The sequence below is a fragment of the Bacillus cereus group sp. RP29 genome, assembly GCF_040459765.1.
Lineage (GTDB): Bacteria > Bacillota > Bacilli > Bacillales > Bacillaceae_G > Bacillus_A > Bacillus_A paranthracis.
Map to the genome: position 1 here is coordinate 1,483,063 of NZ_JARVHN010000001.1, position 22,878 is coordinate 1,505,940.

Below are 22,878 nucleotides of genomic sequence, written 5' to 3' on the forward strand. Positions count from 1 at the left end.
TAATAAAACAAGGACTATTTTAAGGGGGAATTTAAATGGGTAGTAGTGGAAGTATGGTAAAGCCAATTAGTGGTTTTTTAGCAGCATTAATACAATATCCAGTACCGGTAGTAGAGTCACGTGCAGACATTGATAAACAAATTAAACAGATCATAAAAACAATTCATTCAACTAAAGCAGGGTATCCTGGATTGGAATTGATAGTATTTCCAGAATATAGTACGCAAGGGCTTAATACAAAAAAATGGACTACAGAAGAGTTTTTATGTACGGTCCCTGGGCCAGAAACAGACTTGTTTGCTGAGGCATGTAAAGAGTCTGAAGTATATGGTGTTTTTTCTATAATGGAAAGAAATCCTGATGGTGGAGAACCGTATAATACAGCAATAATTATTGATCCACAAGGTGAAATGATTTTGAAGTATCGTAAGCTAAATCCTTGGGTGCCAGTTGAACCTTGGAAGGCTGGAGATTTAGGTTTACCTGTTTGTGATGGGCCAGGAGGAAGTAAATTAGCTGTTTGTATTTGTCATGATGGTATGTTTCCTGAAGTAGCTCGTGAAGCAGCTTATAAAGGTGCAAATGTCTTGATTCGTATTTCTGGATATAGCACACAAGTTAGTGAACAATGGATGTTAACTAATCGTTCGAATGCATGGCAAAATTTAATGTATACATTGTCGGTGAACTTAGCCGGTTATGATGGTGTATTTTATTATTTTGGTGAAGGACAAGTATGTAATTTTGATGGGACTACTTTAGTGCAGGGACACCGAAATCCTTGGGAGATTGTTACTGCTGAAGTATATCCAGAGCTAGCAGATCAAGCTAGATTAGGATGGGGTCTCGAAAATAATATATATAATCTAGGTTCAAGGGGATATGTAGCGACTCCTGGTGGGGTGAAAGAAAACCCATATACGTTTGTAAAAGATTTAGCTGAAGGTAAATATAAGGTTCCTTGGGAAGATGAGATTAAAGTAAAGGATGGAACTATTTATGGGTATCCAGTCAAAAAGACGATTCATTCTTAAGTAAGATAAATAGAACAAGCGCATCATATTGATGCGCTTGTTCTATTTACTCAATGATTTGGAATTCTTTTAACTCTTTTTCGATATTTTGTAGGAGTTGTTCGCTTTTTTGAATTACATTCGTTGGGAAAGTTTCACCATCACCATATTCAACGCCGTGAGGATAATAATGTTTACCTAATAAGGGAGGGAGTAGCTTTATTTCAGCGTGTCTGCTGCCAATGTCACCTTCAACAGCTAAACCTTGTACACGTAAATAATAAACATCGTTTAATATTTCGAATTTATAATCGTATGTAACTCGTTCATAATCCCACTGTCCAGCAAGTACAAAATGGTTCTTTTCCATAATCTCTGTTAATAGTGTTAAATCAACGACTGCCCCATTAAATTTCGTATTTGTAAATTGCATAAAATACCTCCTTTTTTAATGTTACACCATTATTTTTATAATAGTATGAATAATAAGAAAGTGCAATTCATATTGAGAGAAAAGGGATAATCCAGACTTTTTTTGCGAAAATATGATATAGTGAAAAGAGTACGGTACACACAAAAAAAGGAAAGAAAAGGATTTGTGTATATCTCAATTTTATGTTTTTTGCAGGAGGTATATCGATTGAAGAAATTATTGCGTATCGTAATGATTACAATTTTAATTTTAGCTGTTGATTTATACGGGAAATTACTCGTTTCACAATATATATTAACCCCATCTCAATCAAAGCAAGAAAATAAAATTGTGAAAAAGAAAAAACAAGTAAATGAAGACTCTTCTGATACGGTTTTAAATATGATTGGTGGGGACTCTGAAAATTTATTAGCAAAATGGGGCGAACCTTCTCGAATAGAACCATCTGCTTACGGATATGAATGGTGGGTATACAATCAAGATTTAGCTCAGTATGTTCAATTTGGGGTTGCTGAACGTAAAATTGTAACGGCGTATGTCGCTGGTGAGCAAGTTAAGGTGCCACCTTATTATATAAATGAAAAGTATGAAGATGTGTATAAAAAGAATCCACTTTCTCATGAGATTTCGTTAAAAAGAGGAAAGAATAGTTATCAATTTGAGTTATCTGATACCGAAGTGATGGAACAACCATTAGTACCAGTAGAAGATGGTTGGGCACAATTATATTTTGATCATTTTACGCATGAGCTTGTCGGTGTTCGTTATATGGATGACGAAACGTTATTGCGTCAAAGACCGTATCAGCTCGTTTATTCGGGTGAATTATTAGCAGAACAACCATTAACTCCAGATAAAATGAAACAAATAGAGAATGGGAATATGCAACAAATTTTTGATTTAACAAATATTATTCGAAGTCGTCATAATTTACCGTTATTAGCGTGGGACCAACAAACGGCAGAGGTGGCAATCGGTCATAGTAAAGATATGAAGGATAATAATTACTTTTCACACGATTCACCTACATTAGGTACGTTAGGAGATCGTTTACAGCGCGGGAAAGTAGGATTTCAACTTGCCGGTGAGAACATAGCGGCGCAACATAGTGATGGGGTTGCGGCATTGCAAGGTTGGTTAAATAGTGAGGGACATCGAAAAAATTTATTGAATGAACAATTTACAGGATTAGGTGTTGGCGTATACGATAAGTTTTATACACAAAACTTTATTCGGAAATAAAATGAAACTGTAAATTGTGGATGGGAATCTTCCCCTATGCAAATAGTAGGATAAAAAGGTGCATGAATCGTCTAAAAATAGGCGAACCATGCGCCTTTTTTTTCTTATTATATAGTAGATATACATGAAGAGGTGAGGATTATGCCGACAACAAAAGGACCGTTACATCCATCGGTTCAACAGTTTAAAGAGTTTGTAAACCATCACCCTAAAATGCTTCATGAAGTTCGAAGTGGTCATAAAACTTGGCAACAGTTTTATGAGGAATGGTACTTACTTGGTGAAGAAGATCCAATATGGGCAACTTTTAGACCGGATGGAGCGCCTGCTTTTTCTTCGGTAAAAGAAAAGAAAAAAGAAAATGGAAAAGAAAAGGATACTCGAACTGAAGAGGAAAAAACTGCTGATGTGATGGGACAAATGCTTTCTTTCTTTAAAAAGTTAGACGTGGAACAAATGCAACATCATTTAGCCAATGTGACGAGTGCTATTGGGAGTGTGCAACAAGTTTTTCAACAATTTCAAGGAAAACGCACGCAGCAAGAAGAGAGTACTTCCGAAAATAATCCATTTTTCTTTCAGAAGGATTAGGAGGAAAGCGGATGAGAGCAGAAATTATGGAGTTTATAAAGGCTGATGAGGATTTATCTCGCTATATTAGGGAGCAACCTTACTGGTATAGAAAACTAACGCGAAACCCTGAAGAAAAAGAGGCATTTGAGTTAGCAGCTATGCAACATTTCAAAAAAACGATACCAGATAAAGTTGAGAAATTTCAAAATCAATTGGCAGTTGCTTCCATTATGATTGATATGTTTCAGTATATGAAGCAGCAAAATGCAACATAATTGGAAGGGAAAACTATGTCCGTCATGCAGAACTTTTGATACAATAGAAGCGGATTATTTAAAAAGGAGTTGCAGCATGAGCATGACGGAAATTTGTTTAGTACGACATGGACAAACTGATTGGAATTTTCAAGAGATTATTCAGGGACGTGAAGATATTCCGCTTAATGAAGTGGGGAAGAAGCAAGCGAGTCAAAGTGCAGCTGCTTTGCAAGCGGAGGCATGGGATATAATTATAAGTAGCCCATTAATTAGAGCGCAAGAAACAGCTAAGGAAATTGCAGAGGCAACTGGATTACAATCAATTTTATTAGATGAGCGATTTGTTGAACGTAATTTTGGTGAAGCTTCTGGGAAGCCAGTTGCGACTGTTAGGGAATTAATTGCAGAAGGTAAAGTAGAAGGTATGGAGCAAGATGAAGAAATTGTAGCTCGTTGTTTTGCTGCGGTAAAAGATGTTGCAGAAACTCATTCTGGCAAACGTATTATTATTGTAGCCCATTCTCATGCGATAAAAGCAATTTTACATGCAATTGCTCCGGAAGATATTTCGTTTAAAACACCGTTAAAAAACGCATGTATTAGTTATGTGAATGAAAATAGTGGGAAGTGGGATGTTGTTAAATACAACATCGCGGAACATATTAATGTATAAATGTGTACTGAAATTATTAAAAAATAGTTAGAATGATATCTTTCTGTTTAGTGAGACACTTCAATTAGTAGTTCTATTCTAAATGTGGTATGATAAATACTCGGAGGTGTCTCTCATGATTGTAGCGACGCTAGAAAGCGTATTAATATTAGATAAGGCAGAGCAGCTTGCAAAAGCGATCATCTGTTCAGATATAGCAGAAGATTACCGTAAATGTTATAAAGACTTGCATGAAGATATGGAAGTTCAGACGTTAATTCAGCAATTTACAGCGATGAAAGAACGATATGAGGAAGTGCAACGTTTCGGTAAATATCATCCTGACTATACTTTCGTTTCGACGAAAATGAGGGAATTGAAGCGTTCTGTAGATTTACATGATAAGATTGCAGCTTTTAAACGAGTAGAAACGGCTTTACAAAAGTTGTTAGATGAAGTTAGTGTAGCAATCGGTTCTGAGGTGTCCTCTTCCATCAAAGTTCCAACAGGAAATCCATTTTTTGATGCTGGTGGCTGTGGTGGCGGTTGTGGTACCGGCGGAGGTTGCGGTTGTAAAAAAACGGGGTAAATCACCCCGTTTTTTAGAAGGTAGAAGAAAACGTATACAGAGTTTGTCCTGTAATGTCATAAATTTCTGATTGGTTTTCATAAAATATAAAATATATGTTTTTAAAAGGAGAAGATGGAGAAGATTATGTTCGGGCAACGACAAAGTATGATTGTTTATTTACATTCATTGAAACATGCCAAGATTTTAAGAAAATATGGTAACATACATTACATATCAAAACGTTTAAAATATGCAGTAGTATATTGTGATATGGAACAAATTGAGCATATGATGCAAAAGTTGAACAAACTTCCTTTTGTGAAAAAGATAGAACAGTCGTACCGCCCGTATTTAAAAACGGAATTTGAAAATTCACGTCCTGATCGGGCAAAAGAATACGATTATAGCTAATAGAAAAAATCCCCTGCTAATTTTAACAGGGGATTTTTTATTTGAAATAACACATTATTTCATTGGAGGAATAAAATTATTCATTCGTAAAATACCAATTAAATGATTGAAAAACAGTTCTTTTTCTGGGAAAGTTGTGGATGGTTTTACCGTAAAGGTAGTCACTTTTTTTCCAAGTTGTTCTGCCGTTTCTTCAAATAAAATGACGCGTTTACTTTTTTTATTTTCAAGTACAGGAATGCCTTCACGACATATGTATAATGGTTGGAAATCACCAGTAGTAGTTGGTTTTAATATTACAACAAGTGAGCACACTTTTTTTTCATTTTTAATTGTTTCAAATTGTAACATATGTGTTATACGTTCTTGATTTGCTTTGGCAATTTCAAGTAATTCATATAAATCAGAGTAGCCCTCTCCGAGTTCTATAAAGCGTTGAATCATATCTTTTCCTCCTCTTTCTTTTACTGTACCATCTCACTTTTTAAATGAAAAGTAGACAAAGAAAAAAAACCCTGCAAAGCAGGGCCCTTCTTATACTAGCATGTACTAGTAAGAAGGCAAAGGGAGAGGAGAAACCGGAGGAAGAACTTATGGGGAAACGTAAGTCTTCTCCGCGGTTGGCAACAACATCGAAGGTGATGTTGTTATAGTTATTTATGTCCAATCTAAATGAAGATATACATGATGAAATTAAATTTTATGTTGGGCTTTTTATTTTTCTTTTTTTTATTTTATGATAGGATAAAAAAGATAAAGTGAAACGAATAGTTCGTGTTAGCGAATGGTGAGATGAATACATAAAAATGCAGAGCGGTTATTTTAAGCTAAGTTCTTCTAGTCTTCGTTGGAAGATGAATGGAATCGTAAAGTTTGGTAGCGGTTACCGAATGGAGAAGGGCTTTCTATAATTGCTCTATAGATTGAAATAAAGGTAGTGACAACAGATGAGAGTAGTTTCAGGAAAATGTAAAGGACACCCACTTAAAGCGGTGCCAGGTAATACAACACGTCCAACGACTGATAAAGTAAAAGAATCCATTTTTAATATGATAGGCCCTTATTTTGATGGGGGTGTCGCTCTTGATTTATTTGGTGGTAGCGGTGGTCTTGGAATCGAAGCTATAAGTAGAGGGATTGATAAAGCGATTTTTGTTGATCGAGACAATAAAGCGATAAAGGTAATCCATCAAAATTTAGAAAGTTGTAGAATACAGGAACAAGCTGAAGTATATCGGAATGATGCAGAACGTGCGATAAAAGCACTTATAAAACGTGAAATATCATTTGATCTTATATTAATTGATCCTCCATATAAAGATCAAAAAATTGTATCTTTAATTAGTGTAATGGATCAACATGGATTGCTACATAACGATGGTTTAATTATGGCGGAGCATGGTAATGATGTAGTTTTACCTGAGGCTATAGGAAGACTTGTAAAAGTGCGAGCTGAAAATTATGGCATTACAGCGATATCGATTTATAAGTATGAAGGTGAGGGGACGGAATGACAAGTATAGCTATTTCTTCGGGAAGTTTTGATCCAATTACCCTTGGGCATCTGGATATTATTAAAAGGGGAGCAAAAGTATTTGACGAGGTATACGTAGTAGTTTTAAACAACTCGTCAAAAAAACCGTTCTTTTCAGTGGAAGAGCGTTTAGATTTAATTCGAGAAGCAACAAAGGATATTCCTAATGTCAAAGTAGATTCACATAGTGGACTATTAGTTGAGTATGCAAAAATGCGTAATGCGAACGCGATTTTACGTGGATTACGCGCAGTTTCTGATTTTGAATATGAGATGCAAATTACTTCTATGAATCGAAAGTTAGATGAAAACATTGAAACCTTTTTTATTATGACAAACAATCAATACTCATTTTTAAGCTCGAGCATTGTGAAAGAAGTTGCGAGATATGGAGGAAGTGTAGTAGATCTTGTACCTCCTGTTGTAGAACGTGCTTTAAAAGAAAAGTTTCAAACCCCGTTAAAGTGAACGGGGTTTTTCTTTGTTGCTCCGAAAAAATAATAAGATGACATATACATATAAGCAAAATAATGTAAATATCGGTCCGTAGTGTATAAAAGATGTCCAAAATTCATGCAGAATAGAAGAATGATTCGATAAAAAGACAGGGATATCTTTTTGCATAGGTGAGAAAGAGCTTACTTTTTCATAAAATGGTTTCCAAAATATAAAAGTAAAAATAGGGGCAAGAATACTTTGGATAATTCGTGCGAAAAAATAGGGCTTAAATCTAATGTCTGTTTCAGCTAATATGCTAGCGACTTGTGCCTGAATAGAAAGGCCGCTAAATGCTAAAATAAAGCTTGTTACCATAGCTTGCTGCAGGAGGGGTGTTTCAGTTATTTGACTAATCATTTGGCTTCCAAGTGTCATTTCAAACATGCCAGATAATATTGGGATACTAAATTCAGTAGTTAGTTGGAAGAATGATAAAATATGTTGCATAATAAAAGAAAGGGCTGCTGTAATATGAAATACAGTAATCATTTTATTTAAAACAGAGAATAAAATAATAAATCCACCAATCATAAGTAGCGTTTGAATAGAAGAAACGATAGCGTCCCCAAGTAATTTTCCTATTGGTCTTTTTTCTTGCATACGTGTCTCGTGTAGAATTGAAAAAGGGTTTTGAAAAGGGTGTTTTTTAGTAACATGTTTATCATGCGTGGAACTGTTGTTATTGCCATAAAAACGCATCAGTAACCCGACAGCAAAATTACTTACATAATGTGCAGCAGCTAATACGATTCCTAATTTCGGATTATTGAAAAAACCGATAGAAACAGCGCCAAAAATAAAAAGTGGATTGGATGAGTTTGTAAAAGATACGAGGCGCTCTGCTTCAATTTGTGTTAGTTGATTGCTTTTGCGCAGTCTAGCGCTTAATTTGGCGCCAGCGGGAAAGCCTGAAGCCATTCCCATTGCCCAAACAAATCCGCCTATTCCTGGAACGCGGAAAAGTGGTCGCATAAGTGGTTCTAATATAACGCCTATAAATTTTACAACACCAATACTAATGAGAAGTTCGGCAATGATGAAAAACGGTAAAAGTGAAGGGAATACAACTTCCCACCATATATTTAACCCTCGAATGGAAGCTTGTAAAGCAGCTTGGGGGTGGAGTACAAGAGAAAAGGTTAAAAAAAGTGTTGATATGGTAAGGAAAGCCGTTTTCCATTTTTCATACATGTAAGTAAATCCCCCTTTGTCCCAAAAAACGTTCATTTCAGTATACGTGGATACGTAGTGAATTTAGACCATAAGTATGAAAAAGGAACGAAAAAAATTAAAGGGTGAGAAAAGTGAAAGAACCGAAAATTGGCTTAGCTCTTGGATCTGGGGGCGCAAAAGGTTTTGCTCATATTGGTGTTATAAAGGTTTTAAGGGAAAATGATATACCGATTCATATGATTGCAGGAAGTAGTATGGGGGCTTTAGTAGGTACATTTTATGCGGCTAGTTCAAACGTTGAAAGACTGTATAAACTGGCAAATGTTTTTAAGAGGAAATATTATTTAGATTTTACGGTTCCGAAAATGGGATTTATTTCTGGAAAACGTGTCAAAGATATGATTAAAATGTTTACATATAATAAAAATTTAGAAGAATTAGATATCCCGACGGCTGTTGTGGCTACTGATATCTTAAAGGGGGAAAAAGTAGTTTTTACAAGTGGTCCAGTTGCAGAGGCGGTGAGAGCAAGTATTTCTGTACCCGGAGTGTTTGTGCCAGAGAAAATAGATGGACGATTATTGGTAGATGGCGGAGTAATTGATCGCATCCCAGTATCGGTTGTGAAAGAGTTAGGTGCCGATATTGTCATTGCTGTTGATGTATCCCCGATTAAAGTAAATGGAGAGGTTACGTCTATTTATGATGTAATTATGCAGAGTATTGAAATTATGCAACATGAGCTTGTGATAAATCGGCAAATTGCATCTGATTTAATGATGCGACCAGCTGTAGAACAATTTAGTTCCCGGGCTTTTACAAACATTGAAGACATTATTCGAGTTGGAGAGGTAGAAGCGGAAAAGCATGTTGCAAATATTCATTTATTAATTGAGCAGTGGAAGGAGAAACATAATGTTTAAGCGTTTTCGGTTTATATATGCAATTTTAATAGGGGTTATATTGGCAATGTTACTTGTTTATGTACGTCTGCCGTATTATGTAACGAAACCAGGAATGGCTGCCAAATTAGAGCCTTACGTTCAAGTTGAAGGGGGAACAAAAGAATCAGGTGATTTTATGCTTGTTACGGTTTCAATGGGACCGGCAAATGTAGTGAATTTAATAGCGGCACAGTTTAATAAATATACACATATTTCAAAAGCGGAAGAAATATTGCAAAAAGGTGAAAGTGATGAAGAATATCAATTTCGCCAAAATTATGCGATGAAAGATTCGCAAAATGCAGCGATTTATAATGCTTATAAACGTGCACATCGTACTGTTTCTTTTGAAAATAAAGGTGTGTTGGTTGCTGGTGTAGCGAAAGGGATGCCTTCAGAAGGAAAGCTTAAACTTGGAGATGTTATCATTGCCGTCGACGGAAAAACATTTGAAAAGACAGAACAATTTATTGAATATATGACAGGGAAAAAAGAAGGAGATACAGTAAATATTGAGTACAAGAGGGATGGGAAACAGTTAAAAGAAAATTTAAATGTAAAGACTATTCCGAATGGAAATGGACGTGTTGGTATAGGTGTTTCTATCGTTACGGAAAGAGAATTAGTGGTAGATCCGAAAGTGAAAATTGACTCTCATGAAATAGGCGGACCATCGGCAGGCCTAATGTTTACATTAGAAATATATAATCAACTGGTGGAAGATGATTTAACAAGAGGGCATGAAATAGCTGGAACAGGGACGATCAATGAAAAGGGAGAAGTTGGCCCGATTGGCGGTATTCAGCAAAAAGTGGTTGCTGCAAGTGATGCTGGTGCTGAAGTGTTCTTTGCACCAAATGAAAAAGGTGCAGAGAAATCGAATTATAAAGATGCACTTGAGGCTGCGAAAGATATTAAAACGAAAATGAAAGTTGTGCCAGTTGATACGTTGGATGATGCATTAATGTATTTGGAAAAAATGGGCAATAAATAAAAAAATCTCTCTTTTTCAGAGAGATTTTTTTATAGGAATTTTGCAGTTGTTTCATCGTAACGAATTGGGTGATGTGTTGCATCTTGTTTTAGTAGTTGTGTTCGTAATGGTTCTTGTATGATGGAGAAATATACAGAATTGGCTTTTCGATCTATGTGTAAAGTAGGATGGTCAAATGTTTTTGTATGGGTAAGGATTGGAAGCTCTATTTTTTTCTTGTTTTTTGAAAGGTACGTTTGTCCTTTTTGTGACATGCCTAATAGACGAATGTATGGTGCATGTTGCTCTATATTTGCGCAATGTATTTCTTCTTTTGTTGTATTTGTTAAAATATGTGTACAAGCTCTTTGTAATCTAGTCCACGTATAACGTTTCGTTTTTAACGCTTCCATGAATGAATGGAAGGAGGAACTGGTTTGTATTTTTGATAAAATACGATGCTCTAAACCTTCCTCAATTTCATATATATGTCGTAAGTCTTCTGGAGACATCGTCATAAGTTTGTATTTAAAAAATGAAAAGTATTGTTCCCAATTATGTAATGTCCCGTAGTTTTGTTTATAACTTGCTAAAAGAGAAGCGGTCGCTTTTGGGATGAAAGGCTCAATTTCTGTAAAGGAACTATTTTCACTAAAAAGTTGTTTGCGAATACTTGTTGCGCTTGCAATATGTTGGTCGTTAAATGTTTCATCATGATAATGAGATGCGAATCTTTTTATCGTTTGTGCTTGCATAGAACTATTTTGCATTAGAATTGCTTTTATGTATTGGAAGCCTAAAATGTTATTTGGTTGTGACATGTCTATATTTTTTTCAGAAGATAAAATGTGTAGGAAAGCTTCAGATGTAGCTTTTGCGTAACTATTACCTGCGTTCATAAATTGCTTTACAAGACGATTAAAAGTCTCTTCTTCATTTTTCTGCACAGAGATGGTGTTATAAAAATTTTCGATTTGTCCATCTTCACTGCCGAAACAAATTTCAGAAACGTGTAGGGCGTTTAATATAGAAATAGCGCCATTTGCAAAGGTTTCGGCCTTTTGCGTTGAAAAGGCATAAGGAAGCTCTACAACGAGGTCTACACCGCATGCTAAGGCCATTTTGGTACGATACCATTTGGATACGAGTGCTGGCTCACCACGTTGTAAAAAAGGGCCACTCATAACAGCGATTGTAATATCAGAGTGTGTTAACTTTTTTGTTTGTTGCACATGATAAGCATGACCGTTATGAAAAGGGTTATATTCAACAACAATACCACTGGCTTTTATGGTAATCTCTCCTTTCGATGTAGCATCTTTTTGAAAAACGTGATACTCTATATATTATTTACTATGATGACTTCATTATAGTGTAAAGAAAAAACTTACACTATAAATGCATTATATCACTTATACCTTAGGGTTTAACCATCTTGTTTTTCCTCATTGACCACTTTTTGACCACTTTGACCACTTTTCAGTACATTTCCTAGCATTTCAGTCACTTCAATTTGACGTTCTTCATAAACATCAGTATAAATATTTAAAGTTGTAGAAACATTTGTATGACCAAGCAATTTTGAAACAACCTTTGCATTTGCGCCAGAATCGATTAAAATAGTTGTAAACGTTCTTCGGATATCGTGGAATCTAATATACGGTACGTCAATTGCTTCGCACAAAGCTTTCATTTGGTAGCGTATCGTATATGGATGCACGATTTTTTTATTTCTTGTGCAAATTAACAAGTCGAAAGAGTTCTCCTTCTTACGACTTTGATATTCTAACAACTCTCCCATTAATTCTTCTGTCATCGGGATTATGCGATTAGATGCTTCAGTTTTTGTCTCACCTAATTCATATTTTCCATCAACAAGCGTTAATGTTCTTTGTACATGGATAGTCTTATTTTTGAAATTAATATCATCCCACTGTAAAGCTAATACTTCTCCGATTCGCATGCCTGTATGCAAAGCTAAAACAAACGCAATATAATAGCTTCCTTGTATTTTTGCATACTCCATAAACTTCATGGCTTGTTCAACTGTCCAACTAGCTTGCGACTTCTTTTTAACTTTAGGGCGCTTAGCTTTCTTAGCAGGATTAGAGTTAATCATTTCTAGTTCTACGCCTTTATCGAGGATTTGTTTTAACATAACATCAACAGATGAAATGTATTTCGTAGTTAGACCCTCTTTAAGTAGCTTCTGGTGAAAATTATGAACGGTCAATGGTTTTATATCTGATAACCTCTTCTCACCAAATTCAGGCATAACACGGGAGCGTAGAATGCGTTTGTATTGATACAATGTGGATGGTCTACATGATGATTCTTTCTCTTGCATCCAGATTTCTACGAGCTGAGAAAAGCGAATATCACTATTCTCGTAATCCCCATTTGCTAAATCATTTGTTACTCTTGCCACTTCTTCTTGAGCAGCTTTCTTTGTTTTAAAGCCACCTTTAGTGATTTGTTTCCGTTTACCTGTGATAGGGTCTTTGCCGACATCCATAGTAAAAGACCACTTCTCACCACGTTTACGAAAATATGCCATGATTTTTCACCTCGTCATAATCGTTTTCTAGATACAAGCTGTGATATGTGGTAGTGGTATAAGAAATGATAGCATGTATGCCTAATTTCTGTAAAAGGAAATTTACAGATATAGAACAAGTGAGCTACAATATTTATACACGAAAAGAAAGGGGGATAAAAAATGGGAGCGTTCACAAAAGAACCTGGTGGACATAAAGTTACTGATCCAGGTGTAGGCTGGCACAATGAACCAGGTGGTGGTGGTTGGAAATGCAATGAAGACCCTGGGACGGGTTGGAAAACAATTTTTGGACCAGGGACAGGTATATAAGAAAAGAGGGATAATGAAATGAAAAGGTACATAAAAGATCCAGGTGGTTCAAAGATGATTTCTGATCCAGGGACAGGTATAGGGATTTTTGACCCAGGACCTGGCGGCGGGTATACAGCTGATCCAGGGGGAGGATGGCGAAAAGAACCAGGAGGTTTGAGGAAATGAGGAGAGATAATTTTGATCCAGGCGGTTTAGGTGGAAGTCAATTGAAGTATGATCCGAATCCGGGTGGAGGATATCGAAAAGATCCAGGTGGCGGAATGGGTATGTATGATCCTGGAGTAGGTGGAGGGTACATAAAAGCCCCAGGTACAGGAATATAAAAAAGAGAGCTAAGTGCTCTCTTTTTTTTGTTGATAAAAATTTGTTAATTTTTACCGTTGTGATTGGAAATGTTTTCTACTACAATCGACTCATAACAGCTCGTTATGAGTTTTAAGGAACTTTGCATATAAAACGAGGTGTTTACAGAATTGCTCTCGTTGAGATTCATCCAGGCCTGCGAAAACCGTTTGAATTTCATCGAGGGCATTTGCTATGTTCTTTTCATGTGGTGTACTCGTTCTACCCATTAACGCATCAACAGAAACACCTAGATATGTTGCAATACGATCGAGGGTGTCGAGATCGGGTTGATTATAGTTAGTTTCTAAATTGCCAACTTGACTACGACTTAACTGTACTTTTTCACCGAACTCTGATTGAGTAAGGGAACGGCTTGCTCTAAACTTTTTTAAATTTTCTCCAAATGTATTCATAGTTTTAGTATAAATACATGAGAATTTTTAGACTATACATGTCACGAAATCTGTCTGTATAATAGTAAATGCCACATAAATTGACATTAAAGTTTAAAAAATATAGAACAAATGTTCTTTTGGTGGTAAAATATTCTTAGTGAAAAAATGGATTTTTTGAAAAAAACTTTCTCAACATGATTTGACTATAAATGAAATGAAGATTCTAAATCTTGTGATAAACTGATTTTAAAGAATAAATTAGAACAAAAAAGACCCATAGCGCAGCAAAAGTAGTGTGCAGCCACTCTTATGCTGTTCCCCTAATACGGTAGGGAAAACACTTGCCATGAGTCAGCACAAGTATAACATATTAAATTCAAAAAAACTTAAGTGGTATAGTTTTTCTATTGAGAAATTTCAGGGAAGGTGTCTCGCGTTCAAAGGAGGCTTCATTATGAATAAAGTATCTAGTTTAAGCGGTATTATTTTAGAGGATGAATTAAATTCATTAAAGCTTTCAAAAATAACAAATTTATCGCAATCAAATTTATGGAAAACACTGAATGGAAAAGTGCCTATGACTTTCGCAAAATTAGTTAAGATATTAAATGGTCTTGATTCTGAAGAACAGAAGATGGAAGTAGTTAAAGAATTTTTAAAGTGTACTGATAAAGAGGCAGATATAAGAACTGCAATGTATTATTTATATTTGTCAGGTTATACAGAGTTACTTCAAGACCTCGTGAAGAAAGAATATAAACAATCAGTAACTAATAATTACAGAGATGTATTCCGTGTCTGTTTAGATAGACAAACACATTCATTAAGAGCAGGAGCATTTCTTAAAGAAATTGAAATATTACGTACAAAGGTAAATCTAAATAAAACAGGTGTGAATATTCTTGTGAACACCTTAAGTGTATATGGCTATTTTGATTTAGGAGCATATAATGTGTTAACAGTTATACAAGGAATGATACAAGAAAAAATTAATGGAATGCCAAAAGGTTTGGAAAAGACATTAAATGAAGTTGAATTAAATATAATTTGCGCATATGCATATTTAATGCAAGACGAAGTAAAAACAGCAAGGGAATTGTTACAGAATGTGCTAGAAAAACAAGAGATTCCACGTTTAATGAAAGCTACAGCACTAAGTATATTTGCTGAAAGTTATATTTTTTGTGATCCTGATAAAGCATTACATTTTTTTGAACTATCACTTTCAGAATTAAGAAAAATAAAAAATAACAAATCATTACTAAAAAGAAAATTAGTGGAAAATACGACTGCTTTTTGTTGTATTATTCATAATATTCATGTAAAATTAGAATATATACATGATAACGCTGAAATTGCGTTACAGTATATCCGTCAAAACAAGAAGAGCGAAGCTTGTGAAATATTAAATCGGATTAGTAATCGAACTGCAATCCAAGATTTTTATTTATCTGTTGCAACGAATGATGAAGAACTGCGCAGAAAAGCATATCATCGGTTTTTAAAGGACGGAAACTTATTCTACATAAAAATTTTTGATATTTTAAAGTGAGGGATAGTGACAATGAAAAAAATAATTGCTAGTGTAGTTATTGCATGTACGCTCGCATTATCAGTGATATCGATTAGTTCGGTACCAACTAAAGATGCTCAAGCTGCAGGAAACGTAAAAGAAACACAATTAATGAAAATGGATCCGGGTACTTTAGGATAATAAATAAATGAAAATGCCATTGCATCTAAGGGTGCAATGGCATTTCGTACGTTTAAGGGGTTATTCATTTTCTGCATTTTGATATTTTTGAATAATTAAGGATGATGGGGGAACCGACGATGGAAAATGTACTAGAGAGCACATTATGGGAAATGTTAAAATTAGGAGTATTAACAACAGATGAGAATGAAAAAAAATTGGTAGAGAACATAAAAAATATAGTTAAAAAAGAAAAAAATGATTGTTAGCCCAATTGCTGACAATCATTTTTTGTTATGGCCTACAGCAGCCTTCATCATATCTAGTAACATATCTTGTTTTTCTTTTGGCATTTTTTCTAACATGTCCATTAGCTCGTTAAATTCTTTTCTTAATTCAGTGAACTGAACTGCATTTAATTCTGGATCATCAGATCGACCTAATAAATAATCGACAGATACGTTTAATACATCTGAAATGATAACTAAAGTTTCATTAGATGGCGAACTATAGCCTGTTTCATAATTAGAAATTGTAGTTTTCGTTACTTTAGTTTCTGTATCCATTTTTTCTTTTATCTTTAATGCTAATGCATCTTGTGTTAATCCACGTTTTTTTCTAGAAAGTTTTATCCTTTGCCCTAAAATAGTCATAAATTCACCCCATATATATTATATCCAAAACTGTAAACTGTTTTTCTAATTTGAAAGTACAACTAAATTGTACTTTGTTTGTAAAAGTTTTGCATTAGTTTTTTGAAACTTTGTTTAAAAATCCAAAAAACTCAAATATTATTATTGACAGTACAAAAAACTTGGATATATAATAAGTGTAACAAGTTCAAGAAAGTTGGATTTTAGGAGGTGTCATCATGGGAAAGAAAAGACATAATTTAATTAAAGCTCGCAAACGTAAAAATTTTACCCAGGAACAACTAGGGGCATTGATAAATAAGCAGAAAACGGTAATCAGTAATTGGGAAACCGGCTACGCAACTCCAACATTAGATGATGCAATGCAAATAGCGCAAATATTAGAAGAAGACATATATAATCTTTTTTTAGGTGTTGAAGTTCAAGAAAATCAAACTTCATTTTAAAAAGTTCAATTGTAGGATGAATTAAATAAAAAATGAAAAGGAGCTAAAAACATGTACCAAATAAAACAATTACCATTCTCACTGAAAGCAGAGGATGTACAAGAATTCTTAAATATTTCTCGATCAGCCGCTTATGCACTTATGAAGAGAAAGGACTTCCCAACGATCGTAATTGGAAAAAGTAAACGTGTTAAAGCGGAAGACTTTCTTAAATGGGTAGAAGCACAAAAGGTGGGAACAAATGCTAGTTAAAACAGAATTTCAGATGTTTAACAAAATTACCGTTTGATAAATAAGGAGGTGATTTAGTGGAAGATACAACATCGTTAGTAGTATTCGCAATGTTTATCGCATGCAGTGTATGGTTGCTTTACATTACTTACGAACCGATAAAACGATGGGCTTGGAGTGATGGAAAACAAAATAAAAAGACCCATGGCAGTGGGTCCTTTGAAAAAAATAAGTTGTTATAAGTATATCACGGAAAGTAGGGAAATAGTACATGGATTTAATTGAATATCAAGTGCTATTACCTAGTAAGTTCTGGGAATTAGCAAGAAGCGAAGATGGATTAAAAGAAATGATCCAAAAGTATTTCAAGATTGGTTATCCGCATTATGAAATACAACGTATTATCCAAAGTGGACAAGCATATGTGGCGATTTGTACGAGGAGGTAAAACAATGGGGATTTTTAGAGTTAAGAAAGATGTTAATTATTCAGTTATTCATAATACACCATTACGCGATGAGAAATTAAGCTGGAGAGCAAAAGGGTTATTAGCATATATGCTTTCTTTACCAGATGATTGGACGTTTCATGCAACTGAACTCAGCCAACACGCTAAAGACGGAAAAGAAATAACCACCAAAACTATACAAGAATTAAAAAAAGCAGGGTATTTAAAAAGGTATCCTGTTCAAAATCCAAAAACAGGGAAAATATCACATTGGGAAACAGCAGTTTACGAAGTCCCATCCACGGAGTCAGAAAACCAGTCAGTGGAAAAACCAGTCAGTGGAAAAACCATTCGACGGGAATCCAATGACAGGGAAACCAGTGATATGGAAAACCATCCAGTGGAAAAACAGACACTACTAAGTACTGATAATTTACCAAGTACAAATAAACGAAATACTAATATACAAAGTAGTAGTAGCATCTTCTCTTTTTACGAAAATAATTTCGGGATTTTAAATTCATTCATAGCTGAAAGTATTTCACAGTGGGTAAACGATACAAGCGAAGAACTTGTACAAGCAGCGATGGAACGTACTTTGAAACAGCAGAAGAAATGGAATTATGCTGAGGGCATTTTAAAACAGTGGGCTAACAATAACGTGAAGACTTTAAAAGATGTTGATGCTTTAGAAACTGAATATCAACGAAATAAAGGAGTGAAAAAGCGTGTCGGAATCAATCGGAAGAGTGATGACTCGGATAGTGAATACATCGGCTTGTAGTGAAGAAACGGAAGGGTATACATGCGAACACTGTAATAAATATATCGCAGCAATTACTGTAGAAGTTCCGCAGTTATGTATTAAAAATAAAATACTTCCTACATGTGAGTGTGTTGTAGAACGTGAAGAAGCAAAAATACGTGAAGCTCAAAACTTCGCTAAGAAACGAGAAATAGAAAAGTTGTTCAGCATCAGTAACTTAGGAGAAAGGTTCTCCAAAAGTACATTTGAATCATTTCTAGATAGAAATGGATCAGAGACAGCTTATAAAGTTGCAGTGAAATACGTGAAGACGTTTAAAGAGTGGAAAGGTGAATCGTTACTACTTTGGGGAGAACCTGGTAATGGTAAAACACATTTAGCAGCCGCAATTGTAAATGAGCTTTCTAAAAAAGGATACATCGTAGTATTTCAAAGTGTTCCAGAATTATTACAACGCATTCGCAGTACGTTTAACAGCGAAAACAAAGAAAATGAAACACAAATTATGAGAGCTCTTTTAGAATGCGACTTACTTATATTAGATGATATTGGAGCTGAAAAAACTACGGAATGGGTAGAAGAAAAATTGTTCAATATCATTGATGGTCGATACAGAAAAGAACTTCCTACTTTATATACGAGTAATTTGGAACCAAAAGAGCTGAAAAACCAAGTTGGAAAACGTTCATATGACCGAATGGTTGAAACAAGTCTAACTGTAAAAAATGAAGCTGCGAGTTATAGAAGAGAGATAGCGAAGCAACGTTTACAAAGATTTGTAGAAGCATAAAAGGAGGAATAAGCATGTGTGTATCATGTCGTAATACAGGCATTATTCGTAAAAAAACTTATCCGGGTGTAATCGAAACGAACGGTTGTAATTGTGAAGTAGCAAAGCAACAGCAAGCAGAAAATGATAAGCGTTGGCAAGCATGGTTAATAAAATTTGAATCCATGAAACAAGAGTTGCAACGTAATAAACAACAAAAAGTTAGTTAATAAGGGGGAGAAAGCTATGAAAAATACAGGTATTGCAAGAAAAGTGGACGAACTAGGGCGTGTAGTAATTCCAGTAGAGTTACGCAGAACTTTGGGGATCGCTGAAGGAACGGCATTAGACTTTCATGTTGATGGGGAAAATGTTGTTTTAAGAAAACAAGAAAAGTCATGCTTTGTAACAGGGGAAGTTTCTGAACACAACATTGAATTGATAGATGGGCGAATGTTTTTGAGTAAGAAAGGGGCAAGTGAGTTGCTGGACCTTCTTCAAAAGAATGTGATGGAACGTGCCTAAACAACTAAATATTTTCGATGTAGAACCAGAAATTTGTCAGTTCGATGTAATGAAAGCAAATGTGAAGAAAGGGATTGGCCGCGTTACATATGCTGATGTACGTGTCCAAGTTCCAAGAAACGCAAAGGGTACGGATGAATTACCACGCACAACTAAACAAGATGATCGTTATGACATTTTTGAACAATATGTAATGGCAATTTGGAGATTTCAACGAGCTGTAGATAAGTTCTTTAGTTGGGAAACAGCGGAAGAGTTGTGTAAGGCAGCAAGGGATAAAAAAGAAGCTATTCCAGCACGGATTTATCTGGGAAGTGGCTTTAAACCAGATGTTGTCGAGTATATGCGGTAGTAAAAGGGAGAGGAACACATGAAAAAAATAGAAATTGATACTAGTAGTAATAAGCTCTTTGTTGTTAATAATGGTGAAATTCTTGCATTTAATCCACCTGCAAGTGGCTATGGTGAACAAGTTGTAGTTTGGGTTAGCGGTAAGGTTGGTCATATCAAAACTACTTCTAATGAAAAGATAAAATAATTATTTGCTAAGAAGGTAGGTTCGATTATGAGTGTAGCAAGAAATCATGAAGCGATGAAGGAATCAAGGTTGAAAATTTACATTGCTTTAGAAGAAGCTAACTTCATTTGGGATGAAAGAGATGTAGTTCGTTTTCGTGAAATGTGGAGTCAAGGTATGAGTTTACCGAAGATTGCAAAAGCGTTAAGGAGACACCAAGCGGAGGTTGCACTCCTTGTAATAGATCAGGCTGATAAGTATTTAATTGAGAATCGTTCAATTGGGTTGGGCACATAAGAGGTGAACTACTTCCCTCTTATGTACTCTTCAGCGTAATCTGTTGTATCAGTTTGACACATTTCAGCAGAAACTTTTAATAAAAATGTTTCGCCACCACAAGACTCACAATAGAAAGCGTCGGGTGGATTAATGTTTAAACAAGTATCTTCAGAATCATTACAACTATTGTATAAAGAAGTACCGCAACGTTTGCAGAAATGCGCATCTGGTGAAAAATCTTCATTTTCACAGTAAATACATTTGGAAAATCTTAATTTAGGATCATCTTTCATTAGTGATTACACCTCCTTTTCTAAATATAGTTTATAACAAAATGTTGAGGTTAGCACGTGTGAAATAGATTAGTTCGATAAGTATATGATTGAACATTTGGTAAATAGGAAGGGGAAAATAAAATGAATTTAACTAAAATATTCGGAATGCAAAAGGTATTAGATACAAGAATCATCAAGGAGCATGGATTGGAAGGACAAAATTTATTTTACAATATGATCCTTGCTTTACAGGTTGAAATTGGAGAACTTGCAAATGAAACAAGATGCTTTAAGCATTGGAGCAATAAAGGTCCTAGTGATAAAGAAGTCATTTTAATGGAGTATGTAGATGGATTTCATTTTATAGCTTCATTAGGGAACGGTATCGAATTTAATCCTAATGAATATAGCCTGAAGTTATTAGAACATAATACAAACGTCTATACCGCAAGTACGTTAGTCAATCAATTTAACAATGTATATGAAGCTGTATCGGAATTTCGTGCAACTCAAGACATTGAGCTTTATGAGGAATTATTGTACTCGTTCTTAGGGTTAGGTAAGAAATTAGGATTCACATTTGAAGAGATTGAGCAAGGTTATTACAAAAAGAATGAAGTGAACCATCAGCGCCAGGAAAACGGATATTAAGACCAAATTTGAATTTTATTAAAAAAGGAGAATGAGAGATGAATATGTATGTAGTCACATTAAGTCATTATACGGACGAAGCATACTTTGAAATAGAGTGTGTTTGTCCAACAAAGGAAATAGCAAAAGAACAAGTAGCTAAACTACAAAGGGAAAAAGACCCTGATCATAATGAATGGAAATATAGTTGGGACATTGTAAAAGTCATAAGCGAATAAAAGCGTTATTTGAATAGAAAATGGCAGGTAAGTGACTAAGTTACCTGCCGCGATCCAAAACAGTACGGAGGAACAAGCTCCGTTTTGAAAGAGTGTAGTCATGGGAAGTTGACTTACAGATAGTTTGTGTAATGTAAACAATATTATTCGTAAAGGAGAATGAAAATGGAAGAGATATTAGTGCAAGGGAACATAACTGAAGATTTAAAAAGATTAGGGGTTAATGCAAAGAGAACGTATGGTGATGAAAATACATCGTACCAAGTATATGAGGTATCGGAAGAAGATTTTCAAAAGTTAAGTGATGATGCGGATAACAGAGATTTAGATGATGGTCATTGGAAGAACGGTGGTTGGCGCTGGTGTAAGGGAAGTAATCAACCTATTCCAACTGATATGGCGGAAGTTAATCATCAAGAATTAGTGTGTTGGGTAGAAACGTTGAATGATGGTGAAGAGACGTATCGGAATGACTGGCATGTGAACTTGCTAGAGTACCTTGAAATTGAAATGGATTGTTCATCCTTTAAAAATGTATGTGCTGTCACGAAAGATTTAGCAAAATACAACAATATGACAATGGCTGATTTATTCCAAAAGTATCAAGGGTAATTTGTACAAAATAGTTATTCGAATAAGAAAAGAGGAGCGGCGATGAAGAAACAAAGATGGAGAAAAACAAAAGTTAAAACTTGTTACTTATGTGACAAGAAATTAAATATAAACCAGATCCGAGGCATAAATGATTGGAGTTATAAAAACAAAATTTTGTATTGGTGTGAGGATTGCGTAGAGTATTAAAACAAAATTCTTATTGTATGACCAAAAATAAAAGAACCCGTTTGCTATAAACGGATTCTTCTCTCAAGGTCTGCAAGAAATTCAAGGTAACTGGACCAGAGCACCATATTGAATTTCTTATGATATTAATGTATTCAAAGAAATCTAAAAGGTGAATGGGAATTAAATAAAATCTTTATTTGGTCGGAAAGTGAGTGAGATAAATGAAAGATAAATTAGAAGGTGTTATGCGCTGTTCTCGATATGAATACGAGCAACTCAATAGAAAAGTCAAAAAGTTAAAAGAAGAAAAAAATGAACTTTTAGAACAATTGGCATCATGTAGAGAGCATTTGCTCCCATTAATGGAAAATCACAATGACTATGAAGAATTACTTGCTTTGACTGTATCTGATCCACTGCAAATATCATATTTGTGTAAACGTGTAGCAGAAGAGTTTTATGCATTGAAATAAATTTATTATTTGATAGGGGAATGAAGCAGATGAGACATACAAGAAATAGACAAATGACAAAAATAGGTGAAGAAAATTTTATGAGAATGAAGAATATCAAAATCTCAACGATACGAAAGCCTGATGGGAAGTTTCCTAATAGATTAGATCCAACTTTTAAATGGATCAGAAAATCACTTGTGACTGGCGGGAATACCGTATTTTTTAGGAAAGACTTATGTTTGCACGTTATAAGAGTTAAAACACAATAAAAACGCTATTTTGT

41 protein-coding genes are annotated in these 22,878 nt (G+C 34.9%); 33 read left to right on the forward strand and 8 right to left on the reverse strand.

Annotation, left to right across the window (positions count from 1 at the left end; all coding sequences use genetic code 11):
• Positions 1-35: 35 nt before the first annotated feature.
• Entirely contained in the window at positions 36-1,034 is a 999-nt protein-coding gene (locus QCI47_RS07880) for a formamidase (RefSeq protein WP_000535781.1), read from the forward strand.
• Positions 1,035-1,080: 46 nt separating this feature from the next.
• On the opposite strand, the gene QCI47_RS07885 is transcribed toward QCI47_RS07880, so the two are convergent.
• Positions 1,081-1,446: a YugN family protein gene (locus QCI47_RS07885; protein WP_001160940.1), complete on the reverse strand. Its 366-nt coding sequence runs from the start codon at positions 1,444-1,446 to the stop codon at positions 1,081-1,083.
• A 207-nt stretch (positions 1,447-1,653) separates the two neighbouring features.
• Between QCI47_RS07885 and QCI47_RS07890 the strand changes: the two genes are divergently transcribed.
• From QCI47_RS07890 to QCI47_RS07915, 6 genes are all read left to right on the forward strand, one after another.
• Positions 1,654-2,688, forward strand: a complete 1,035-nt coding sequence (locus tag QCI47_RS07890; protein ID WP_000735391.1) for a CAP domain-containing protein — start codon at positions 1,654-1,656, stop codon at positions 2,686-2,688.
• 141 nt (positions 2,689-2,829) lie between these two features.
• Positions 2,830-3,279, forward strand: a complete 450-nt coding sequence (gene ylbD, locus QCI47_RS07895) for a YlbD family protein (RefSeq protein WP_001143326.1) — start codon at positions 2,830-2,832, stop codon at positions 3,277-3,279.
• An 11-nt stretch (positions 3,280-3,290) separates the two neighbouring features.
• The gene (locus QCI47_RS07900; protein ID WP_001200990.1) at positions 3,291-3,536 is read left to right on the forward strand and encodes a YlbE-like family protein; all 246 of its coding nucleotides are present in this window, start codon (positions 3,291-3,293) and stop codon (positions 3,534-3,536) included.
• An 82-nt stretch (positions 3,537-3,618) separates the two neighbouring features.
• The gene (locus QCI47_RS07905; RefSeq protein ID WP_001998138.1) at positions 3,619-4,191 is read left to right on the forward strand and encodes a histidine phosphatase family protein; all 573 of its coding nucleotides are present in this window, start codon (positions 3,619-3,621) and stop codon (positions 4,189-4,191) included.
• Positions 4,192-4,306: 115 nt separating this feature from the next.
• Complete coding sequence (locus tag QCI47_RS07910) at positions 4,307-4,759, forward strand: YlbF/YmcA family competence regulator (protein WP_000634351.1); 453 nt, start codon at positions 4,307-4,309, stop codon at positions 4,757-4,759.
• Between the two features lie 126 nt (positions 4,760-4,885).
• Positions 4,886-5,152, forward strand: coding sequence for a YlbG family protein (locus QCI47_RS07915; RefSeq protein WP_002080814.1), 267 nt, complete (start codon positions 4,886-4,888; stop codon positions 5,150-5,152).
• Positions 5,153-5,206: 54 nt separating this feature from the next.
• Here QCI47_RS07915 and QCI47_RS07920 read toward each other — a convergent pair whose 3' ends face one another.
• Positions 5,207-5,596: a DUF7147 family protein gene (locus QCI47_RS07920; RefSeq protein ID WP_000616011.1), complete on the reverse strand. Its 390-nt coding sequence runs from the start codon at positions 5,594-5,596 to the stop codon at positions 5,207-5,209.
• A gap of 503 nt (positions 5,597-6,099) precedes the next feature.
• Here QCI47_RS07920 and rsmD point away from each other — a divergent pair.
• On the forward strand, positions 6,100-6,666 hold the full coding sequence (gene rsmD, locus QCI47_RS07925) for a 16S rRNA (guanine(966)-N(2))-methyltransferase RsmD (RefSeq protein WP_001266987.1): 567 nt from the start codon (positions 6,100-6,102) through the stop codon (positions 6,664-6,666).
• Positions 6,663-7,154: a pantetheine-phosphate adenylyltransferase gene (gene coaD / locus QCI47_RS07930; protein ID WP_000200598.1), complete on the forward strand. Its 492-nt coding sequence runs from the start codon at positions 6,663-6,665 to the stop codon at positions 7,152-7,154. Before rsmD ends, coaD begins: the two co-directional genes overlap by 4 nt.
• On the opposite strand, the gene ylbJ is transcribed toward coaD, so the two are convergent.
• On the reverse strand, positions 7,146-8,375 hold the full coding sequence (ylbJ, locus tag QCI47_RS07935) for a sporulation integral membrane protein YlbJ (RefSeq protein ID WP_000273104.1): 1,230 nt from the start codon (positions 8,373-8,375) through the stop codon (positions 7,146-7,148). The two genes, coaD and ylbJ, sit on opposite strands and share 9 nt — an antisense overlap.
• A gap of 113 nt (positions 8,376-8,488) precedes the next feature.
• Between ylbJ and QCI47_RS07940 the strand changes: the two genes are divergently transcribed.
• The gene (locus QCI47_RS07940) at positions 8,489-9,280 is read left to right on the forward strand and encodes a patatin-like phospholipase family protein (RefSeq protein ID WP_000662598.1); all 792 of its coding nucleotides are present in this window, start codon (positions 8,489-8,491) and stop codon (positions 9,278-9,280) included.
• Positions 9,273-10,295: a SepM family pheromone-processing serine protease gene (locus tag QCI47_RS07945; RefSeq protein ID WP_074539883.1), complete on the forward strand. Its 1,023-nt coding sequence runs from the start codon at positions 9,273-9,275 to the stop codon at positions 10,293-10,295. The genes QCI47_RS07940 and QCI47_RS07945 overlap by 8 nt, the downstream gene beginning before the upstream one ends.
• A 29-nt stretch (positions 10,296-10,324) precedes the next feature.
• On the opposite strand, the gene QCI47_RS07950 is transcribed toward QCI47_RS07945, so the two are convergent.
• Both QCI47_RS07950 and QCI47_RS07955 read right to left on the reverse strand, forming a co-directional pair.
• Positions 10,325-11,566: a nucleotidyltransferase gene (locus tag QCI47_RS07950; protein ID WP_162837648.1), complete on the reverse strand. Its 1,242-nt coding sequence runs from the start codon at positions 11,564-11,566 to the stop codon at positions 10,325-10,327.
• Between the two features lie 134 nt (positions 11,567-11,700).
• Positions 11,701-12,831 carry a site-specific integrase gene (locus QCI47_RS07955; RefSeq protein WP_088120854.1) on the reverse strand — a complete coding sequence of 377 codons (1,131 nt, stop codon included), beginning with the start codon at positions 12,829-12,831 and terminating at the stop codon, positions 11,701-11,703.
• Between the two features lie 162 nt (positions 12,832-12,993).
• Between QCI47_RS07955 and QCI47_RS07960 the strand changes: the two genes are divergently transcribed.
• Genes QCI47_RS07960 through QCI47_RS07970 form a run of 3 tightly spaced genes read left to right on the forward strand, consistent with a single transcriptional unit; the run spans position 12,994 to position 13,469 of the window.
• Positions 12,994-13,143 carry a hypothetical protein gene (locus QCI47_RS07960; protein WP_319609239.1) on the forward strand — a complete coding sequence of 50 codons (150 nt, stop codon included), beginning with the start codon at positions 12,994-12,996 and terminating at the stop codon, positions 13,141-13,143.
• Between the two features lie 18 nt (positions 13,144-13,161).
• Complete coding sequence (locus QCI47_RS07965) at positions 13,162-13,311, forward strand: hypothetical protein (RefSeq protein ID WP_319609240.1); 150 nt, start codon at positions 13,162-13,164, stop codon at positions 13,309-13,311.
• Complete coding sequence (locus QCI47_RS07970) at positions 13,308-13,469, forward strand: hypothetical protein (RefSeq protein ID WP_176268586.1); 162 nt, start codon at positions 13,308-13,310, stop codon at positions 13,467-13,469. The genes QCI47_RS07965 and QCI47_RS07970 overlap by 4 nt, the downstream gene beginning before the upstream one ends.
• 90 nt (positions 13,470-13,559) lie before the next feature.
• On the opposite strand, the gene QCI47_RS07975 is transcribed toward QCI47_RS07970, so the two are convergent.
• On the reverse strand, positions 13,560-13,904 hold the full coding sequence (locus tag QCI47_RS07975) for a helix-turn-helix domain-containing protein (RefSeq protein ID WP_319609241.1): 345 nt from the start codon (positions 13,902-13,904) through the stop codon (positions 13,560-13,562).
• 436 nt (positions 13,905-14,340) lie between these two features.
• On the opposite strand from QCI47_RS07975, the gene QCI47_RS07980 reads away from it, so the two are divergent.
• The 3 genes from QCI47_RS07980 to QCI47_RS07990 all read left to right on the forward strand — a co-directional run bounded on the left by QCI47_RS07980 (position 14,341) and on the right by QCI47_RS07990 (position 15,848).
• On the forward strand, positions 14,341-15,438 hold the full coding sequence (locus QCI47_RS07980) for an AimR family lysis-lysogeny pheromone receptor (RefSeq protein WP_088120853.1): 1,098 nt from the start codon (positions 14,341-14,343) through the stop codon (positions 15,436-15,438).
• Between the two features lie 12 nt (positions 15,439-15,450).
• Complete coding sequence (locus QCI47_RS07985; RefSeq protein WP_319609242.1) at positions 15,451-15,600, forward strand: hypothetical protein; 150 nt, start codon at positions 15,451-15,453, stop codon at positions 15,598-15,600.
• A 119-nt stretch (positions 15,601-15,719) separates the two neighbouring features.
• Positions 15,720-15,848: a hypothetical protein gene (locus QCI47_RS07990; protein WP_000432513.1), complete on the forward strand. Its 129-nt coding sequence runs from the start codon at positions 15,720-15,722 to the stop codon at positions 15,846-15,848.
• Between the two features lie 15 nt (positions 15,849-15,863).
• Here the strand turns inward: QCI47_RS07990 and QCI47_RS07995 are convergent, their stop codons facing one another.
• Positions 15,864-16,232 carry a helix-turn-helix domain-containing protein gene (locus QCI47_RS07995; RefSeq protein WP_319609243.1) on the reverse strand — a complete coding sequence of 123 codons (369 nt, stop codon included), beginning with the start codon at positions 16,230-16,232 and terminating at the stop codon, positions 15,864-15,866.
• A gap of 218 nt (positions 16,233-16,450) precedes the next feature.
• Here QCI47_RS07995 and QCI47_RS08000 point away from each other — a divergent pair, with 218 nt between their 5' ends.
• From QCI47_RS08000 to QCI47_RS08050, 11 genes are read left to right on the forward strand one after another with little or no spacing between them, the layout of a single operon-like run.
• Positions 16,451-16,678, forward strand: a complete 228-nt coding sequence (locus tag QCI47_RS08000; protein ID WP_076867869.1) for a helix-turn-helix transcriptional regulator — start codon at positions 16,451-16,453, stop codon at positions 16,676-16,678.
• Between the two features lie 51 nt (positions 16,679-16,729).
• Entirely contained in the window at positions 16,730-16,930 is a 201-nt protein-coding gene (locus QCI47_RS08005) for a helix-turn-helix domain-containing protein (protein WP_000284333.1), read from the forward strand.
• Positions 16,931-16,986: 56 nt separating this feature from the next.
• Entirely contained in the window at positions 16,987-17,151 is a 165-nt protein-coding gene (locus QCI47_RS08010; protein WP_044791479.1) for a hypothetical protein, read from the forward strand.
• A 29-nt stretch (positions 17,152-17,180) separates the two neighbouring features.
• Positions 17,181-17,357 carry a hypothetical protein gene (locus QCI47_RS08015; RefSeq protein ID WP_088120848.1) on the forward strand — a complete coding sequence of 59 codons (177 nt, stop codon included), beginning with the start codon at positions 17,181-17,183 and terminating at the stop codon, positions 17,355-17,357.
• 4 nt (positions 17,358-17,361) lie between these two features.
• Positions 17,362-18,141, forward strand: coding sequence for a DnaD domain-containing protein (locus QCI47_RS08020; protein ID WP_319609244.1), 780 nt, complete (start codon positions 17,362-17,364; stop codon positions 18,139-18,141).
• Positions 18,110-18,913 carry an ATP-binding protein gene (locus QCI47_RS08025; protein ID WP_046940943.1) on the forward strand — a complete coding sequence of 268 codons (804 nt, stop codon included), beginning with the start codon at positions 18,110-18,112 and terminating at the stop codon, positions 18,911-18,913. Before QCI47_RS08020 ends, QCI47_RS08025 begins: the two co-directional genes overlap by 32 nt.
• 14 nt (positions 18,914-18,927) lie before the next feature.
• Positions 18,928-19,122, forward strand: a complete 195-nt coding sequence (locus tag QCI47_RS08030; RefSeq protein WP_046940945.1) for a hypothetical protein — start codon at positions 18,928-18,930, stop codon at positions 19,120-19,122.
• 16 nt (positions 19,123-19,138) lie between these two features.
• Complete coding sequence (locus QCI47_RS08035; protein ID WP_046940947.1) at positions 19,139-19,417, forward strand: AbrB/MazE/SpoVT family DNA-binding domain-containing protein; 279 nt, start codon at positions 19,139-19,141, stop codon at positions 19,415-19,417.
• The gene (locus QCI47_RS08040; protein ID WP_319609245.1) at positions 19,410-19,769 is read left to right on the forward strand and encodes a cell division protein SepF; all 360 of its coding nucleotides are present in this window, start codon (positions 19,410-19,412) and stop codon (positions 19,767-19,769) included. The genes QCI47_RS08035 and QCI47_RS08040 overlap by 8 nt, the downstream gene beginning before the upstream one ends.
• 18 nt (positions 19,770-19,787) lie before the next feature.
• Positions 19,788-19,955 carry a DUF3954 domain-containing protein gene (locus QCI47_RS08045; RefSeq protein ID WP_046940950.1) on the forward strand — a complete coding sequence of 56 codons (168 nt, stop codon included), beginning with the start codon at positions 19,788-19,790 and terminating at the stop codon, positions 19,953-19,955.
• A gap of 27 nt (positions 19,956-19,982) precedes the next feature.
• Positions 19,983-20,231, forward strand: coding sequence for a hypothetical protein (locus QCI47_RS08050; RefSeq protein WP_046940952.1), 249 nt, complete (start codon positions 19,983-19,985; stop codon positions 20,229-20,231).
• An 8-nt stretch (positions 20,232-20,239) separates the two neighbouring features.
• Here QCI47_RS08050 and QCI47_RS08055 read toward each other — a convergent pair whose 3' ends face one another.
• Positions 20,240-20,506, reverse strand: a complete 267-nt coding sequence (locus tag QCI47_RS08055; RefSeq protein WP_046940954.1) for a hypothetical protein — start codon at positions 20,504-20,506, stop codon at positions 20,240-20,242.
• Between the two features lie 123 nt (positions 20,507-20,629).
• Here QCI47_RS08055 and QCI47_RS08060 point away from each other — a divergent pair, with 123 nt between their 5' ends.
• The 5 genes from QCI47_RS08060 (at position 20,630) to QCI47_RS08080 (ending at position 22,864) form a co-directional block, all read left to right on the forward strand.
• Complete coding sequence (locus tag QCI47_RS08060; RefSeq protein ID WP_046940955.1) at positions 20,630-21,139, forward strand: dUTP diphosphatase; 510 nt, start codon at positions 20,630-20,632, stop codon at positions 21,137-21,139.
• 38 nt (positions 21,140-21,177) lie between these two features.
• Complete coding sequence (locus QCI47_RS08065; protein WP_001057639.1) at positions 21,178-21,357, forward strand: hypothetical protein; 180 nt, start codon at positions 21,178-21,180, stop codon at positions 21,355-21,357.
• 165 nt (positions 21,358-21,522) lie between these two features.
• Complete coding sequence (locus QCI47_RS08070; protein ID WP_046940958.1) at positions 21,523-21,969, forward strand: hypothetical protein; 447 nt, start codon at positions 21,523-21,525, stop codon at positions 21,967-21,969.
• A gap of 392 nt (positions 21,970-22,361) precedes the next feature.
• Positions 22,362-22,613 (forward strand): hypothetical protein, encoded by a 252-nt coding sequence (locus tag QCI47_RS08075; protein WP_073569281.1) that lies wholly within the window; start codon positions 22,362-22,364, stop codon positions 22,611-22,613.
• A gap of 29 nt (positions 22,614-22,642) precedes the next feature.
• Positions 22,643-22,864 carry a hypothetical protein gene (locus QCI47_RS08080; protein WP_076874890.1) on the forward strand — a complete coding sequence of 74 codons (222 nt, stop codon included), beginning with the start codon at positions 22,643-22,645 and terminating at the stop codon, positions 22,862-22,864.
• The last annotated feature ends 14 nt before the right edge of the window (positions 22,865-22,878 follow it).